General features: G+C 68.8%; 14 protein-coding genes. 9 read left to right on the plus strand and 5 right to left on the minus strand.

The features are described from left to right. Positions 1-389: 389 nt before the first annotated feature. Together C8K38_RS15960 and C8K38_RS15965 are read right to left on the minus strand one after the other, a co-directional pair. Entirely contained in the window at positions 390-1,142 is a 753-nt protein-coding gene (locus tag C8K38_RS15960) for a DUF429 domain-containing protein (RefSeq protein ID WP_097212427.1), read from the minus strand. A gap of 37 nt (positions 1,143-1,179) precedes the next feature. After that, the gene (locus C8K38_RS15965) at positions 1,180-1,398 is read right to left on the minus strand and encodes a hypothetical protein (RefSeq protein WP_097212428.1); all 219 of its coding nucleotides are present in this window, start codon (positions 1,396-1,398) and stop codon (positions 1,180-1,182) included. Positions 1,399-1,723: 325 nt separating this feature from the next. On the opposite strand from C8K38_RS15965, the gene C8K38_RS15970 reads away from it, so the two are divergent. Continuing rightward, positions 1,724-2,932, plus strand: a complete 1,209-nt coding sequence (locus tag C8K38_RS15970) for a DUF4185 domain-containing protein (protein ID WP_245221013.1) — start codon at positions 1,724-1,726, stop codon at positions 2,930-2,932. A gap of 60 nt (positions 2,933-2,992) precedes the next feature. On the opposite strand, the gene C8K38_RS15975 is transcribed toward C8K38_RS15970, so the two are convergent. Then, positions 2,993-4,123 carry an acyl-CoA dehydrogenase family protein gene (locus C8K38_RS15975; protein ID WP_097212429.1) on the minus strand — a complete coding sequence of 377 codons (1,131 nt, stop codon included), beginning with the start codon at positions 4,121-4,123 and terminating at the stop codon, positions 2,993-2,995. A gap of 9 nt (positions 4,124-4,132) precedes the next feature. Next, complete coding sequence (locus C8K38_RS15980; protein WP_097212430.1) at positions 4,133-5,305, minus strand: acyl-CoA dehydrogenase family protein; 1,173 nt, start codon at positions 5,303-5,305, stop codon at positions 4,133-4,135. Between the two features lie 201 nt (positions 5,306-5,506). Between C8K38_RS15980 and C8K38_RS15985 the strand changes: the two genes are divergently transcribed. Next, complete coding sequence (locus C8K38_RS15985; protein WP_373560267.1) at positions 5,507-6,088, plus strand: TetR/AcrR family transcriptional regulator; 582 nt, start codon at positions 5,507-5,509, stop codon at positions 6,086-6,088. A 3-nt stretch (positions 6,089-6,091) separates the two neighbouring features. Here the strand turns inward: C8K38_RS15985 and C8K38_RS15990 are convergent, their stop codons facing one another. Continuing rightward, positions 6,092-7,303: a hypothetical protein gene (locus C8K38_RS15990; RefSeq protein ID WP_097212432.1), complete on the minus strand. Its 1,212-nt coding sequence runs from the start codon at positions 7,301-7,303 to the stop codon at positions 6,092-6,094. A gap of 219 nt (positions 7,304-7,522) precedes the next feature. Here C8K38_RS15990 and C8K38_RS15995 point away from each other — a divergent pair, with 219 nt between their 5' ends. The 7 genes from C8K38_RS15995 (at position 7,523) to C8K38_RS16025 (ending at position 15,390) form a co-directional block, all read left to right on the plus strand. Next, complete coding sequence (locus C8K38_RS15995) at positions 7,523-8,671, plus strand: M20 family metallopeptidase (RefSeq protein WP_097212602.1); 1,149 nt, start codon at positions 7,523-7,525, stop codon at positions 8,669-8,671. A 17-nt stretch (positions 8,672-8,688) separates the two neighbouring features. After that, positions 8,689-8,904: a hypothetical protein gene (locus C8K38_RS16000; RefSeq protein WP_097212433.1), complete on the plus strand. Its 216-nt coding sequence runs from the start codon at positions 8,689-8,691 to the stop codon at positions 8,902-8,904. Continuing rightward, positions 8,901-10,358, plus strand: coding sequence for a sodium:solute symporter family protein (locus C8K38_RS16005; protein ID WP_097212434.1), 1,458 nt, complete (start codon positions 8,901-8,903; stop codon positions 10,356-10,358). Before C8K38_RS16000 ends, C8K38_RS16005 begins: the two co-directional genes overlap by 4 nt. 131 nt (positions 10,359-10,489) lie before the next feature. Next, on the plus strand, positions 10,490-11,092 hold the full coding sequence (locus C8K38_RS16010; protein WP_097212435.1) for a TetR/AcrR family transcriptional regulator: 603 nt from the start codon (positions 10,490-10,492) through the stop codon (positions 11,090-11,092). Between the two features lie 155 nt (positions 11,093-11,247). After that, positions 11,248-12,471, plus strand: coding sequence for a Glu/Leu/Phe/Val dehydrogenase dimerization domain-containing protein (locus C8K38_RS16015; protein WP_097212436.1), 1,224 nt, complete (start codon positions 11,248-11,250; stop codon positions 12,469-12,471). 34 nt (positions 12,472-12,505) lie between these two features. Continuing rightward, positions 12,506-14,554 (plus strand): acetate--CoA ligase family protein, encoded by a 2,049-nt coding sequence (locus C8K38_RS16020; protein ID WP_097212437.1) that lies wholly within the window; start codon positions 12,506-12,508, stop codon positions 14,552-14,554. Between the two features lie 29 nt (positions 14,555-14,583). Further along, the gene (locus C8K38_RS16025) at positions 14,584-15,390 is read left to right on the plus strand and encodes an SDR family oxidoreductase (protein WP_097212438.1); all 807 of its coding nucleotides are present in this window, start codon (positions 14,584-14,586) and stop codon (positions 15,388-15,390) included. Position 15,391 lies beyond the last annotated feature (1 nt).

A 15,391-nucleotide genomic window follows, 5' to 3' on the forward strand; every position in this document is an offset into this window, starting at 1 on the left:
CCAATTGGAAAGAGTGAGTGTGGAGTACCAAAATATTGGCACTGACATTCATCGGCACACTGTTGAGTTCTCAAAGAACACGCACACACCATCACTGCCAAGCTCTAACATCAGAAAGAGTTATTCTCGACCGTTCCGGGGCAACTGTTCCAGCCTATCTCATCGAGCAGACCCGGTCAAAACCGGCCCCGCCACACTGAGAAGGCAGTGAAGAAGAACCGATCGAAACCGGCTCTAAACTTCGGGATCGTCTGGCGCCTACGTCCAACCTCGTGTCCCGCGCCTCTCGGCCGGGTCGGTGTCCGTGTCGCTCTGACTCGACAAAAGTTACGCGACAAACCTCAGAACACCAAAACGCCTGGTCGGAGGCGGTAATCGGCTACGCGTCCTCAAATTTGCGTGCCTCGCAGCGTTTCCAGCGGCGAATTCGGCAGGTGAATCCAGCCCTCCCGCTCCGCCACGGCCCGATCCTCGTCCGCGGGCAGCTCCGTCCTGCCGAGCGCGGCGGCGCGGGCCACGACGGCGGCCACGACCGCATCGAAGGCGTCGTCGGATTCCCGGCACAAACTCTCCCCCGCCCCGAGGTCCAGCCACGGCGCCGCCTCACCGAGCCCGGCCACGAGTTCGGTGAGTGCCGCCCGGTTCACCAGTCCCTTGTAGCCACGTGCGGGCAGGCCCCACCCCAGGAGCGCGGCAGCCGGGTACACCTCGACCGCGCGTCCTGAAACCCGGCCGGCCTCGATACCGCTGTACCGAAGCTCGGCGAGTAGGCCCGCGCAGCGGAACGCGACGTGCGCGATGCGATCGGCGGAGACGCTGAGCGGGGACAGCCCGGTCGACGCACGGACGAGGAGGTCGGTGCGTCGCATCGCCAACGGCCTGCGACCGTCCCTGCTCTCCAGGCCGTTGGGTACAGGCAGCATGTTGCCGTCATGTTCGGTCAGGAACCGGACGAACGCCTCGGGCCACCCGAAGGGAGAGTCGATCCCCGTTCGCTCGGCGCCGTGGACAGCCTCGACGATCTCCGCGTTGCCGACACCCAACCGCAGGCTCTCGACCCTCGCCGCGCCCTCGGACCACGCGATCACCGCGACCGCGGTCTTCCTCGGCTCCGCCGCAAGGTCCACACCCACCGTTCGCATCACACGAGGTTAGGGGCGTGCACCCTCGCGCGGGCGGCTAGGCGGTGGTGCGGCGGGAGCGAGCGGGGCGCTCGAGCCGACCGTGCGACTCCGCCCGCAGCTTCAGCAGGTAGAGCCCGGAGACGGATGCGACGATGAGCCACAGCACGGCGACCTCGACATCCAGGCCGTATATGCCGATGGCGGCGCCGACGAGCCCGGTCACGAAGACACAGGCACTGAGGGTCTTGACGGCGGGCGGGGCGATTGTGGTCATGCTCGAACACCTACTCGGAAGTTCTTCGGCGTCTCGCACACGAGCCGCCGGCTTGGTATCTGCATCGTCGAGAATTACGCCTCTCGGGTGCGTAAGACTCCTGAGCCGCATTTCCGCCCGAAACGCTAGCGGCACGATGCCGACAATCCGGATAGGCGCGGCGTCGTTATCCAAATCGAGACCTTTGCCACCTTCGGAGGCAATTCGAAGTCTTGTCCGAACGGTTATCCAAGGCCACGGCCCCTTTTCTCCCGCTTCGTTAGATTGTCAGCGGCCGCGATTGCTGTTCGGCCACTACGCAGAATCGAGAGGGAAGGCCCAACCGATGACCCGTACCCCCAAGTTCCTGATGCTGTCCCTCGCCGCGACGATGGCGGTGCTCGCCGTCTCCGCGCCCTCCGCCACGGCGGATCCGTTCTGCGGCGGTACCGGCAGCGGCGGGAGCAGCGGGTTCGGAAGCACCGGTGGTGCGGGCAACCCGATCCCGTGGTTGAACGGCCAGGACGGGCGGCTCCCCAACCTGAAGGGCAAGACCCAGGCGGTCGAGCACGTCACCGGTCTCAACGGCCCCAACGACACCGCCCGGCGGTTCAACGTGGTCGGCACCGATCTCGGCATCATGTGGGACAACGGCGCGGGTCAGGTCCTCACCGCGTTCGGCGACACCACCGGGCTCAGCCAGGAGCCGCTGTGCGAGGGGCTGGTGGGCGACTGGCGGAGCAACGTGCTCTTCCGCAGCTCCGACCGCGACCTCGACGACGGGATGAGCATCGACAGCTCGCCCCTGGACCGGCCGAACCATTCGAAGGAATTCCTCCCGAGCAAGAAGATCCCCGGCGTCGAACACACCGTCATCCCGACCACCGGTATCTCCGTCAACGGGGTGCAATACATCAATTACATGTCCATCCGCAGCTGGGCGGCGCCCGGCGAATGGGTCACCAATTACTCTCAGATCGCAACCTCCACCGACAATGGCGAGACGTGGACGCCGCGGCCGGAATCTGTGCGACTGAATGTCCTCGACGACGCCCTCTCCCGGGCGAATCTCCCGACGTCGGGAAATCAGAATTTCCAGATGGGCGCCTTCGTCAAGCACGACGGCTTCATCTACAACTTCGGCACGCCCTCGGGTCGTTCCGGGCAGGCCCGGCTCTCCCGCACCCCGGAAGCCTCGATCCTGAACGTCGCCGGCTACGAGTACTGGGACGGCCACGGCTGGGTGGTCGGCAACCCGGCCGTCGCGGTCCCGGTGCTGGACGGCAGCGTCAGCGAGCTGTCGGTCCAGTACAGCGCCTACCTGGGCAAGTTCATCGCGCTGTACTCCAACGAATCGAACGCGCTGATCATGCGGACCGCGCCGGTGCTGACCGGGCCGTGGAGCGCACCGGAAACGCTGATCAGCAGCGCGACCGTGCCCGGCCTGTACGGCGCGTACATGCACCCCTGGTCGGAGGGCGAGAACCTGTACTTCCTGGCCACCACCTGGTCCGACTACAACGTGATGATGATGCGCACCAAGCTCAGCCGCTGACCCCGACGAACGAGAGCCCCGCCGACCGCACGGGTCGTCGGGGCTCTCGGCCGATACGGGTTACTGCGAGACGTTGACCATCTCGTGGTCGGCGACGGTGCCCGCCAGCACGCGCAGGTGGTCGTCGGCGCTGCCGAGCGTGTGCTCGATCGCGACGAGCCGGGAGACGTAGTGCCCCACCGGGTACTCGGCGGTCATGCCGATGCCGCCGTGCATCTGGATGGCCTCCTGACCGATGTGCCGCGAGGCCCGCCCGATCTGCAGCTTGGCCCGCGAGGCGATCGTCGGGTCCTTCACGCCGTCGGCCAGGGACATCGTGGCGTACAGGCTCATGCTGCTCGCCAACTCCAGCGAGACGTACATGTCCGCCGCGCGCTGCGTCAGGGTCTGGAACTTCGCCAACGGAACACCGAACTGCTTGCGCTGCTTGAGGTATTCCGTGGTCAGCCGCAGCGTCTCTGCCATCGCACCGACCGCCTCGGCACACAGCGCGGCCTGCGCGCGCACCTCGGACGCGGTGATCGCGGCGGTGACGTCGCCGCCGTCACCGAGCTGCTCGGCAGGCGCGTCGGCGAACTCGATCTGGGCGCCGCGGAGCCCGTCGTGGGTGGCGTAGCCGCGCCGCGTCACGCCCTCGGCGGCGGCGTCGACCACGAACAGGCCCACTCCCCCGCCGGGCAGGGTCGCGCTGACGACCAGGGTGTCGGCGCAGTCGCCGTGCAGCACCGGGTTCTTGCGGCCGGTGAGGACCCAGCCGTCGCCCCGCGCGGTGGCGGTCGTCGAGACCTCGCTCGCCGGCCACCGGCTACCGGGTTCGGCGTGCGCGAACGCCGGCAGCACGGTGCCCTCGGCGACCCGAGGCAGGTAGCGCGCGCGCTGGTCGGCCGAGCCCGCGTCGGCGATCAGCCCACCGGCGAGCAGGACGGCGAGGTACGGCTCCGGCGCCAGCGCCCGGCCGATCTCGTTCATCACGGCCATCGTCTCGACCGGTCCCGCGCCCATCCCGCCGTCCTCCTCGGCGAACGGCAGCCCGAGCAGGCCGATCTCGGCGAAGCTCTTCCATACGTCCCGGCTCCAGCCGAGGTCGGTGGCGGTGACGGCGTTGCGCTTCTCGGCGTCGTAGCTGCGGGCGAGCAGCTCACGGGTCGTGTCGCGCAGCATGACCTGTTCGTCATTGAGTTCGAAGTCCATTGCGGCGCCTCACAATCCGAGGATCGAAGAGGCGATGATGGTGCGCTGCACCTCGCTCGATCCGCTGTAGATGGATACCTTTCGGTAGTTCAGGTAGGTCGGGGCGGCGTGCTGCGCCCAGGACGGCGAGTCGATGTCGGCCGCACCGAACGGCAGCGAATCGGGGCCCGCGACGTCCATGAGGATCTCGGTGGAGGCCTGCTGCAGCTCCGAGCCGCGGAGCTTGAGCAACGACGACGCCGGGTTGGGCTTGCCGTCCGCCGAGCCGGCGACCACCCGCAGCTGGGTCAGCTCCAGCGCCAGCAGCTCGTTCTCCAGCTCCGCGAGGCGCGCCGCGAACAGCGGGTCCTGCAGCAGCGTGCCGTCGCCGACCTTGGTCTGGGCCGCCAGTTCCTTGGCCTGCGCCAGGCGCACCTTGGAGGTGCCGACCCGGGTGACGCCGGTGCGCTCGTTGCCGAGCAGGAACTTCGCGTATCCCCAGCCCGCGTTCTCCTCGCCCACGAGGTTCTCGGCCGGGACGCGGACGTCCTCGAACCACACCTCGTTGACCTCGTAGCTGCCGTCGATCAGCTTGATCGGGCGGACGGTGACGCCGGGGGTCTTCATGTCGATGAGCAGGAACGAGATGCCCGCCTGCCGCTTCGGGGCGTTCGGGTCGGTCCGGACCAGGCAGAAGATCCAGTCCGCGTGCTGCGCCAGCGTGGTCCAGGTCTTCTGGCCGTTGACGATGTAGTCGTCCCCGTCGCGGACGGCGCGGGTCTTGAGCGAGGCCAGATCGGAGCCCGCCTCCGGCTCGGAGAAGCCCTGGCACCACCAGATGTCGAGGTTCGCGGTCGCGGGCAGGAAACGCTCCTTCTGCTCCTGCGAACCGAAGGCCGCGATGACCGGCCCGACCATGTCGGCGTTGAACGCCAGCGGGTCCGGCACGGAGGCCAGCTGCATCTCGTCCAGCCACAGGTGACGCTGCACCGGCGTCCAGTCGCGGCCGCCCCACTCGACCGGCCAGTTCGGCACGGCGAGCCCGTTGGCGTTGAGGATCGCCTGGGTGGTCTTGAAATCCTCGGCGGTCAGCTCACCGCCGCGCGCGGCGCGCTCACGGATGTCGGCCGGGACCTGGGTGGTGAAGAACGTGCGCATCTCGTCGCGAAAGGCGAGTTCCTCGTCGGTGAGTTTCAGGTTCATTGTGTGCTTTCTGTGTCAGATCGCCGAACCCCGGCCGGTCGAACCGGACGGGGCGAGCCGAGAGCGCGCACCGCAGAACTAAGCGCACGCTCATTTCCTAAGCGCATGCTTATACTTGTCCCGTCGGCGGGTGTTGTCAAGGTGCAGAAGGTGAAGCGGAGGCCAAGGGTGAGCGAATCGGTGGCGGCGGAGACACCCGGCGTGGTGAGCAGCTCCAAGGCCGCCGCGCGGATCCGGGCCGCGGCCGTGGAGGCGTTCGCCGAGAACGGCTACGGGGGGACCACCACCCGCGACATCGCCGCTCGCCTCGGCCTGAGCCCCGCCGCGATGTACCCGCACTACAAGTCCAAGGAAGAGCTGCTCTACGCGATCAGCTACGAGGGCCACCAGCGGTGCGTCGAGCTGCTCACCGACGCCGATCCCGTCGACTCGCCGCCCACCGCGAGGCTGCGCGCGGTCGTCGGCGCCTTCACCCGCTGGCATGCGACCCACCACGCCCGCGGACGGGTGGTGCAGTACGAGCTGACCGCGCTCTCCCCCGAGCACTACCGCACGATCATCGGGCTCCGCCGCGACGTGAACCGGATCGTCAAGCGGATCGTCAAGGCGGGCGCCGCGGACGGCTCGTTCGTCGTGCCGGACGTCGAGGGCGTGACCCTCGCGATCACCTCGCTCTGCGTCGACGTGTGCCGATGGTTCCCCGGTGGCGGCTTCACCGAACCGGATCGGGTCGCGGAGCTGTATTCCGAACTGGCCCTTCGCCTCGTCGCGGCCACCGCCTGACCGTCAGTCCCGCCCGCGGCCCGGTTCCGCGCGCGACGTGAGCGCCAGGATGTCCCGGTACAGGACGCTCTGATAGGTCCCCATCAGCTCCTCGACCCCGCCGAACTGGTCGCCGACGTGGTGGGTGTTCTCCGCCGAGAGCTCCCGGTTGCCCGAGCGCGCGATGAGGTCGTCGATCCTCGAATCGAGGCTCATCGTCCGCTGCACCGCGGCGACCGCCTGGAGCTGCTCTTCCGCCTGGGAGAGCAGGTCTCCGATGCGAGCCAGCGCCGCGACCCGGTCGACCAGCTGATGCCACACCGGCGCCAGCGCCGTCTGCCGCGCCGTGATCTGGGCGCGGGCACCCTCGCCCCGCGTGGACCGCATGGCCGCGCCGAGCTCGGCGGTGATCCCCCGCAGCGCCACCGTGTCGGCCGCGATCTGGATCAGCTCGTCCGCCAGGTCCAGCTGGGCACGCTGGATGAGGAAGTGCTCCGAATGCCAGGCCGACGACCCATCGATCCGGTCGTACAGCGTGCCCGCCAGGTAGAGCAGGGTGTCGTAGCGGTCCGCGAACCGCTCACCCTCGGGCGCGGCGCCCTGGGCGAGGGCCTCGGCGGCCCGGCGACCGACACCGGCCAGCGGGGTGCTCTCGGTGAGCGCGGCCACCCGCTCCGCGGCAGCGCCGAGGGTCGCGTTCCGCACCTGGTCGACGGGGCGATCGCCCGAGGTGACGGGCACCGGGGTCCGCTGCAGCGCGGCGAACAACGCCTCCCGCTGGTCGGGTTCGAGGTGCACCCCGTCGCGGCGCTCCCGCCGGATCGCGCGTACCCCGCTCGCGTAATGCGTGCCGGACAGCACCATGGCCGACCGCAGGTGATCGAGCCGCTTGGCGACCTCGGCCGCCCGGAAGGTGAACACCGCCTGCACGGGCCCCGGCCGCAGCTCCGCCGCCCGACCCGCGAGCCGGGCCTGCTCGTCGGTGAGCCGCCGGAGCGCACCGAAGCCCCCGATCGACGGGATGGTCCGGCCCGTCCGCCGCCGTTCGGCCAAGATCTCGCGCGTGGTGACGTCGACGTGTCCGGCCGCGATCAGCACGGCCGCCTCGTCGGACAGCACCGGCAGCCGGGCCTCGACCCACGCCCCCTCGCTCCACCGTCGCACCTGCAGCGAGATCCGCTCACGGCGCTGTGCCGCGGTCTCGTAATCGCCCGGGACCTGCGGGTCATCCGACATCGAGCCTCCTCGAGTTCCAGGACTCCACTGTCCCAGAATTCCGGGGAACGCGCCGCGACCCGGTCCGCACAGCCCCAGGTGACGGCGCCTTTCGGCGACCGACCGTTGCGAGCACACTGAAACGGGATCTGAATGTGACTGCGGGTGCCTATTGACTGCGGTGTGACTCTGGTCTCATACTCTGACTGATCGATTAGTCAGTAAGGAGACTCCGTGGATCTGAAGGAAGCCGTCCGGCAGAACATTGGGCGAGCCGAGCAGTCCGCCGTCGACCTCAGCCACCGCATCCACGCCCACCCCGAAGTCGGCTTCGAGGAGTACCGCGCCGCCCAGTGGGTGGGTGACGCCCTCAGCGAGGCGGGCTTCGCCGTCAACACCGGCGTCGCCGACCTGCCGACCGCGTTGCTCGCCACCGCCGGCGACGGGCCTCTCGTGGTCGGGATCTGCGCCGAGTACGACGCCCTGCCCGGCCTCGGGCACGCGTGCGGACACAACGTCATCGCCGGATCGGCCGTGGCCGCCGCTCGGGCGCTCGCCCCGCTGGCCTCCGACCTCGGCATCACGGTGAAGGTGTTCGGCACCCCCGCCGAGGAAAACGGCGGCGGCAAGATCCTCATGCTCGACGCCGGCCTCTTCGACGGCACGCACGCCGCAATGATGGTGCACCCCGCAACCTTCGAGCAGGCATACACCAGTGTCCTCGCGAACGGCGACCTGCTCGTCGACTTCACCGGCAAGAACGCCCACGCCTCGGCCGCCCCCTACGAGGGGGTCAATGCCGGCGACGCGGTCACCCTCGCCCAGGTGGCGATCGGGCTGCTGCGCCAACAACTCCATCCCGGTGATCAGATCCACGGAATCGTCACCAACGGCGGCGAGGCACCGAACATCATCCCGGCGAAAGCCGGTGCGCACTACTATATTCGGGCATCCGACCTCGAATCACTCAAGGTGCTCGAGCAGCGCGTCCAGCGATGCTTCGAGGCGGCGGCATTGGCGACCGGCTGTGAGATGACGAGCGCCCCCACCGGGCCCGACTACTCCGAGTTCCGCAACAACACCGCGCTCGCCGACCTCTACGAGACGAACGCCCGGCAGCTCGGCCGCAGGTTCGCCCCGGTCGGGGAGACGTCATCCGCACTCGGATCGACCGACATGGGCAACGTCTCCCGCGCGATCCCCGCCATCCATCCGACCCTCGCCCTTGACTGCGGCACCTCGGTCAACCACCAGCCCGAGTTCGCGGCCCACTGTGCGGGCGCCTCCGCGGACCGCGCGCTCATCGACGGCGCCACCGCGATGGCCTGGACCATCGTCGACCTCGCCACCGACCCCACCCTCCGTGCCCGATTCATCGCGGGCAACTAACCCCTACCCATCAGGCGGTGCACATGCGTAAGTACTGGATAGTCGGCTCCATCCCCTTCATCTTGATATTCCTGGTGACCTGGATACCCCAGATCAACGGCCCGCACGTGTGGCTCGGCGCCCCCGCCATCTTCATCTGGGTCACCCTGGTCAGCAGCATCCTCGTGTCCGGCGTCCTCACCTACTTCGAGCGCACCCGCACCGATCTCGACGCGGAAGGCAACGAAGCGTGAACGTCACCCTGGCAATCGGCGTCCTCGGCATGCTGGTCATCGCCGCCATCGGCTTCTATGGGCGGCGACAGCCCGTCAAGGACATGGACGAATGGGCGGTCGCCGGCCGCAAATTCGGCGTGATGACCACCTGGGTCCTGCAGGCAGGCGAGACCTTCACGACGTTCACATTCCTCGGCACCGTCGGGCTGGTCGTCTCCCTCGGCGCCTCCGCCTTCTACTGCATTCCCTACATCCCACTCGCCTACCTGGTGATGTACTGGATCGCCCCAAAGCTGTGGCGCCGGGCGAAGGCGGCCGGGTATGTCACCCAATCCGACTTCCTCCGCGGCAGCTACAACAGCCCCACGCTCGGCTTCCTCTCCGCGGTCTTCGGCATCATCTTCCTGCTGCCCTACCTGCAGCTGCAGATCACCGGACTGGGCCTGATCGTCCGCGCCGCGACAGGTGGTGCCGCCGACGGCACGATCAGCAGCATCGTCGCCTTCGTACTCGTGATCGCGTTCGTGCTGTGGTCCGGACTGCACGGCGTGGCGCGGACGTCGTACTTCAAGGACGTGCTGATGATCCTGGTGATGCTGGTGATCAGCATCGCGATCCCGATGCACTTCAACGGCGGGCTCGACTTCGGACTGAGCACCATCGCCCGCGAGATGCCCGAGATGCTGTACGTCCAGACCGGCACCTACGGCATCTGGTGGTTCATCACGAGCATGGCGATCAGCATGATCGGGGTGATGTTCTACGCGCTGCCCCACAACTGGCCGGCCGTACTGGCCAGCCGCAGCGAGAAGGCGGTCCGCCAGAACCTGATCTACCTGCCGATCTACAGCGCCCTGGCCAGCATCCCGATGCTGCTCGGCTATACGGCGATCGTCGCCTTCGGCACCGACCAGGACGGCGACTCCGCGATGCTCAAGATGGCATCCGAGGCACTGCCCCCGTGGGCCATGGGTGTCGTGCTCACCGCCGCCGCGGCAACCGCCATGGTGCCCTCCGCCGCCTTGCTCATCGCCATCGCGCCGCTCGCCGTCAACAACGTGTTCCAGGTCAAGGACGAGAAGCGCAAGTTCGTCGTGAACCAGGCGGTGGTGGTGGTCTTCGGGCTTGCAGCACTGGTCCTCGCACTGTCGATGCCGAACCTGCTCGGCAACATGCTGCTGCTGACCTTCAGCGGGTCGACGCAGGTGGTACCCGCGATTGCGGGAGCACTGCTGCTCAAACGACGACTCGACAAGGCCTCGGTCATCGCCGGCCTGTGCGCCGGTGTGTTCACGGTCATCCTGCTCACCTTCGCGCCGTTCGACGGGCCCGACATCAACACCGGCATCAGCGGCCTGATCGTCAACATCGCGGTGATCGCCGTGATCGAACTCGTCATCCGGGTGCGGCGGTCCGTAGCAACACCACATGACCCGATCGAGATCGCGTCGGAGGCCGCTGCGAGGGCTTGATCGCTCACGAAACCCCAAGTACGCGTGCGCATCGCCGCACACACCCGGAGCCGTCACCGTGCATTCGCTCGAACGAGAGCAGCGCGGTGGCGGCTCGGCGCATTCGCACGACGGTGCAGTAGCTTGACAGTGTGGCAAAGCAGACAAAACAGCGTAAAGAGACCAAGGATCGGCGCAACGAGATCCTCTCCACCACGCTGGACCTGGTCACCGAGAACGGTATCGATCGACTGCGTGCCGCCGACATCGCGGAGGCGCTCGGCGTCAGCACCGCGCTGATCTTCTACCACTTCAAGACCCTCGAGAACGTCATCGTCAGCGCCTTCGAACTGGCCGCCGAGAACGACCTGGCCAACCTCGACACGGTGCTCGAGAGCACCGATGGCACGATCGAGGACCGCCTGCGTGCAGTCCTGAACGAATACGGACCGACCGGCCGCGCCGTGGGCTGGAGACTGTGGATCGAGACCTGGTCGGCGTGCCTGCGCGAGCCCGCGCTGCGCGATGTCACCCATCGCCTCGACATGCGCTGGCGCGAGGTGGTCACCGACCTGATCCGCGCGGGCGTCGACAACGGCGAGTTCCGCACGGACGACCCGCAGGGCACCACCTGGAGGCTGACCGCCATGCTCGACGGGCTCGCGGTCCAACTCGTCGCACTGGACGGCGCGGTGTCGAAGGACGACGTCGCCACCTGGATGGACCGGGCGATCCGCTCCGAGCTACAGCTCTGACGCGCTGCCGCCGGGGCTCCCCCGGCGGCTCCTCCACCGGTGATCGCCCTGCGGCGCCGGAAAATTCAAACGCCATCCCCTTGACGTGGCACGCATCACTCTCGCATACTGACTGAGCAATCAGTTAGTAGATGACAGAGAGCGTAGGAGCCCCCATGTCCTTGACCCTTCCGAACGCGATCGGATCGACCGACGCCACCCGCACCGACGACCCGTTCTTCGAGGCGACCTGGCGCGACACCGAAAGCGACGCAACGGGATACCTGGTCATCGACCGCCTCGTCCGCGGCATCTCCAGCGGCGGCCTCCGGATGCGCGCCGGCTGCACGCTCAACGAGGTCAGGGGGCTGGCCCGAGGGATGACCCTCAAGGAGGCCATCCATTTCGAGGCAGGCGCCCGATACGTCCCGCTGGGCGGCGCCAAGGGCGGCATCGACTTCGACCCCTACCACGCTGACGCCGATGGGGTCCTGCGGCGCTACCTCGAGGCCATGGCGCCGCTCATCGAGCAGCGCTGGACCATGGGCGAGGACTTCGGTGTCCGCCAGGACGCCGTCGACGCGGCCCTGAGCGACATCGGGCTCGAGAGCTCGGTCCAGGCCGCACACCGCGTCATCGACGACCGGGCCGCGGCCTCGGCCCGGATGAAGACGGCGTTCACCGCGGTCGTCGACGGGGTCAAGCTCGACGAACTCGTCGGCGGATACGGTGTCGCCGAGGCGGCCCTCGCCGCCATGGACCGAAAGGGCATGGACCCGAGGCAGACCCGGGCCGTGGTGCAGGGCTTCGGATCGATGGGCGGGGCCACCGCCCGTTACCTCGCCCAGGCCGGTGTGCGCATCGTCGGCATCGCCGACGTCCACGGCGTCGTCGCCAACCCGGACGGTCTCGACGTGGAGACGCTGCTCCTGTCCCGCGACGCGACCGGCGGGGTCGACCGCAGCCGGCTCGCGGCCGGCGACGTGCAGCTGCCGTCCGCAGAGTGGCTGTCCGTCGAGGCCGAGGTGCTGATCCCGGCGGCGACGTCGTACTGCATCGACGACTCCAACCAGGACCAGGTCCGGGCCGCACTCGTCGTCGAGGCCGCCAACATGCCGATCACCCCCAGCGCCGAGGAGGCGCTGGTCGCCCGGGGTGTCGTGGTGTCGCCGGACTTCCTCGCCAACTCCGCGACCAACGCCTGGTGGTGGTGGGTGTTCTTCGGTGACATCGACGGCAGCGCGGAGCAGTCCTTCGACAAGATCCGCACCCGCATGTGGACGTTGAGCGGCCAGATGTTCGACCACGCCGACGAGCACGGTGTCAGCACGCGTGCCGCCGCGTTCGCTCTGGCCTCGGACAAGCTCGCCGATCTGTCCGCGCAGTTCCCGACCTACTGACGCCCCGGCCCCACCACGACCAGGAGTTCTTGACATGGCACCCATCCCTGCGCCGACGACCGACACCGACCTACGGGTCTTCACCGACCCCTCCTCGGTGGCGGTGGTCGGCGCCACGGCCGACCCAGCGAAGTGGGGCTACTGGCTGGCGACAGGCGCGCTGTCCGGACGCCACCGCCGTCGCGTCTACCTGGTGAACCGGTCCGGGGCCGAGATCCACGGCGAGTCCAGTCACGCCGGACTGCATGAGCTGCCGGACGCTCCCGAACTGGTCGCGTTGTGCGTGCCGCCGCACCACGTCGGCGCGGTGGTGGACGAGGCGCTCGCGCTCGGTGCCCGCGGATTCCTCGGCATCACCGCGGGCGTCCCCGACGAGCGCGCCATCGCGGAACGCATCCGGGCGGCCGGGGCCCGGCTGGTGGGGATGAACAGCCTCGGCATCTACGACAGCACCACGGAGCTGCGTCTGGCCTGGGGGCAGTTCACCCCCGGACCGATCGCGGTGATCTCGCAGAGCGGCCAGGTCGGCTCGGAGATCGCGTTGCTGGCGGCGCGCGCCGAACTGGGTGTCTCCCGGTTCATCTCGATCGGGAACCAGACGGACCTGGGCGCCGCCGAGTTGCTCGACGAGCTGGTCGGCGACGATTCGACCCGCGTGGTCGCGCTCTACCTCGAGTCGTTCGCCGGCGGCCCGGACATCGTGGATGCGCTCAGCCGACTCCGACAGGCCGGAAAGCACACGATCGTGCTCACCGTCGGCGCGAGCGAGGCCAGCTCCCGGTTGGCCCGATCGCACACCGGATCGCTCACCTCGAGCATGGACGTCGTCGATGCCGCGCTGCGCGTCGCGGGCGCGGTCCGGGTCGCCACCCCTACCGAGCTCGTGGACCTCGCTCGCCTGCTGCTCGCGACCGGCCTGCCCGGCGGCCGCCGGGTGGCCGTCGTGGGTGACAGCGGAGGACAGACCGGCATCGCGGCCGACGTCGTCGCCAAGGCCGGGCTCCGGGTCCCGGAATTCTCGGCGGGACTGAAATCCGCTCTGGAAAAGCAACTCCCGAGCGGCGCCGCCTGCAGCAACCCCGTCGACCTGGCCGGTGCCGGTGAGCGGGACCTGGGCTCGTACTCGAGCGTGGTCTCGCTCCTGTTGGAGTCGGACGAGGTGGACTCCGTCGTCCTGACCGGATACTTCGGCACCTATGGGGCGGACACCCCGTCCCTTTCCGGTCGCGAGATCGAGGTCGCCCGGTCGATGGGCGACTCGGTCTCCGCGAACGGCAAGCCGCTGATCGCGCACACCATGGTCGAGGGCAACCCGACCACGGAAGCCTTGCACGCCAACGCGATCCCCACCTACGGTGCGATCGACTCCGCAGTCCGGTCCCTCTCGCACGCGATCCGGCTGCAGTCGGCCGGACGCGAGTGCCGTCCGTCGGCTCCCAGGACCGAGCTGATCGGCGCTGGGTACCTCCCAGCCCAGAAGCTGTTGTCCGAAGCTGGGATCCGGTTCCCGCGCAGCCTCACCGTGCACAACCGGACCGAGCTCACGGCGGCGGTCGAGCGGCTGACCGCACCCTACGTACTCAAGGCGAGCTGGCTCGAGCACAAGAGCGAGGTCGGCGGCGTACGCGTCGGCATCGCCGACCACGCCGAACTCGTCGCGGCCTTCGACACGATGTACGCCGCCCTCGGCGACGGCGACTACGTGGTCGAGGAACTCGACACCCGCCCGGACACCGTGGAGATCCTGCTCGGCGCCCGCCGCGACCCCGATCTCGGTGCGGTGGTCGTCGTCGGGGCCGGTGGCACCGAGGCCGAGGTGTACCGCGACGTGGCGGTGGAACTGGCGCCGATCGACCAGGCCACCGCTCTCCAGATGATCGAGCGACTGACCTGTCTGCCGCTGCTGCGCGGATGGCGGGGCAAGCCGGGCGTCGACATCGACGGCCTGGCTGCCGCGGCCGCGGCAGTCTCCGAACTGGCGGCGGCACACCCGCACGTCGACGAGATCGAGGTCAACCCGCTGCGGGTCGGCCCCGACGGCATCCTCGCCGTCGACGCGCTCGTCATCGAACAGCACCCCTGACCAATCCCCTCGTACCCAAGGAACGACTCATGACTGCACCAGACATCAGGGCCGAGTTCGCCGACCGCGTAGCGGTCGTGACCGGCGGCGGATCCGGGATCGGCCGGGCGATCGCGACCCGATGGGCCGCCGCCGGCGGCACCGTCGCCGTGCTCGGTCGACGCGAGGAGGCGTTGGCCGAGACGGTCGCGCTGGCCGAACGGGCCGGCGGCACGGGCATCGCGGTGTCCTGCGATGTCCGTGACCCCTCTGCGGTCGACACCGCGATCGACTCGGTGGTCGAGCGGACCGGACGCCTCGACGCACTGGTCAACAACGCCGCCGGGAACTTCGTCGTGCCCGGCGAGAACCTCTCCCCGAACGGCTGGAAGGCCGTCATCGACATCGTGCTCAACGGCACCTTCTACTGCACCAGGGCGGCGTCACGGCACATGCTCGCGGCCGGGTCCGGCTCGATCCTCAATGTGATCGCCACCTACGCGTGGCACGGCCATCCCGGCACCGTGCACAGCGCGGCCGCCAAGGCGGGTGTGGTCGCGATGACCCGCACCCTCGCGGTGGAGTGGGCCGCGCGCGGAGTGCGACTGAACTGCATCGCACCGGGGCCCACCGAGACGGAGGGCGCAGGCGCCGCGCTGTGGCCGACCGCCCAGGCGCGTACCCAGGTGCTCTCGAGCGTGCCCGCAGGCCGCTTCACCACGCCGGAGGAGGTCTCCGAGTCGGCGGCCTACCTGCTCTCCGACCGCGCCTCCTACGTCACCGGTGACGTCCACGTCGTCGACGGCGGCCAGTGGCTGGGCAAGGCAATCTACACCGATCCGACCAAGGGGGCATGAC

Origin of the sequence: Rhodococcus sp. OK611, assembly GCF_003050885.1 — a bacterium.
In the GTDB taxonomy this organism is placed as follows: domain Bacteria; phylum Actinomycetota; class Actinomycetes; order Mycobacteriales; family Mycobacteriaceae; genus Rhodococcus_G; species Rhodococcus_G oryzae.

Excerpts from the sequence above, each read along its gene's own strand:
- C8K38_RS16015 (WP_097212436.1), top strand. The coding sequence starts at position 11,248 with ATGTCCTTGACCCTTCCGAACGCGATCGGATCGACCGACGCCACCCGC.
- C8K38_RS15990 (WP_097212432.1), bottom strand. The coding sequence starts at position 7,303 with ATGTCGGATGACCCGCAGGTCCCGGGCGATTACGAGACCGCGGCACAG.
- C8K38_RS15965 (WP_097212428.1), bottom strand. The coding sequence starts at position 1,398 with ATGACCACAATCGCCCCGCCCGCCGTCAAGACCCTCAGTGCCTGTGTC.
- C8K38_RS15980 (WP_097212430.1), bottom strand. The coding sequence starts at position 5,305 with ATGAACCTGAAACTCACCGACGAGGAACTCGCCTTTCGCGACGAGATG.
- C8K38_RS16020 (WP_097212437.1), top strand. The coding sequence starts at position 12,506 with ATGGCACCCATCCCTGCGCCGACGACCGACACCGACCTACGGGTCTTC.
- C8K38_RS15960 (WP_097212427.1), bottom strand. The coding sequence starts at position 1,142 with ATGCGAACGGTGGGTGTGGACCTTGCGGCGGAGCCGAGGAAGACCGCG.
- C8K38_RS15970 (WP_245221013.1), top strand. The coding sequence starts at position 1,724 with ATGACCCGTACCCCCAAGTTCCTGATGCTGTCCCTCGCCGCGACGATG.
- C8K38_RS16025 (WP_097212438.1), top strand. The coding sequence starts at position 14,584 with ATGACTGCACCAGACATCAGGGCCGAGTTCGCCGACCGCGTAGCGGTC.
- C8K38_RS15975 (WP_097212429.1), bottom strand. The coding sequence starts at position 4,123 with ATGGACTTCGAACTCAATGACGAACAGGTCATGCTGCGCGACACGACC.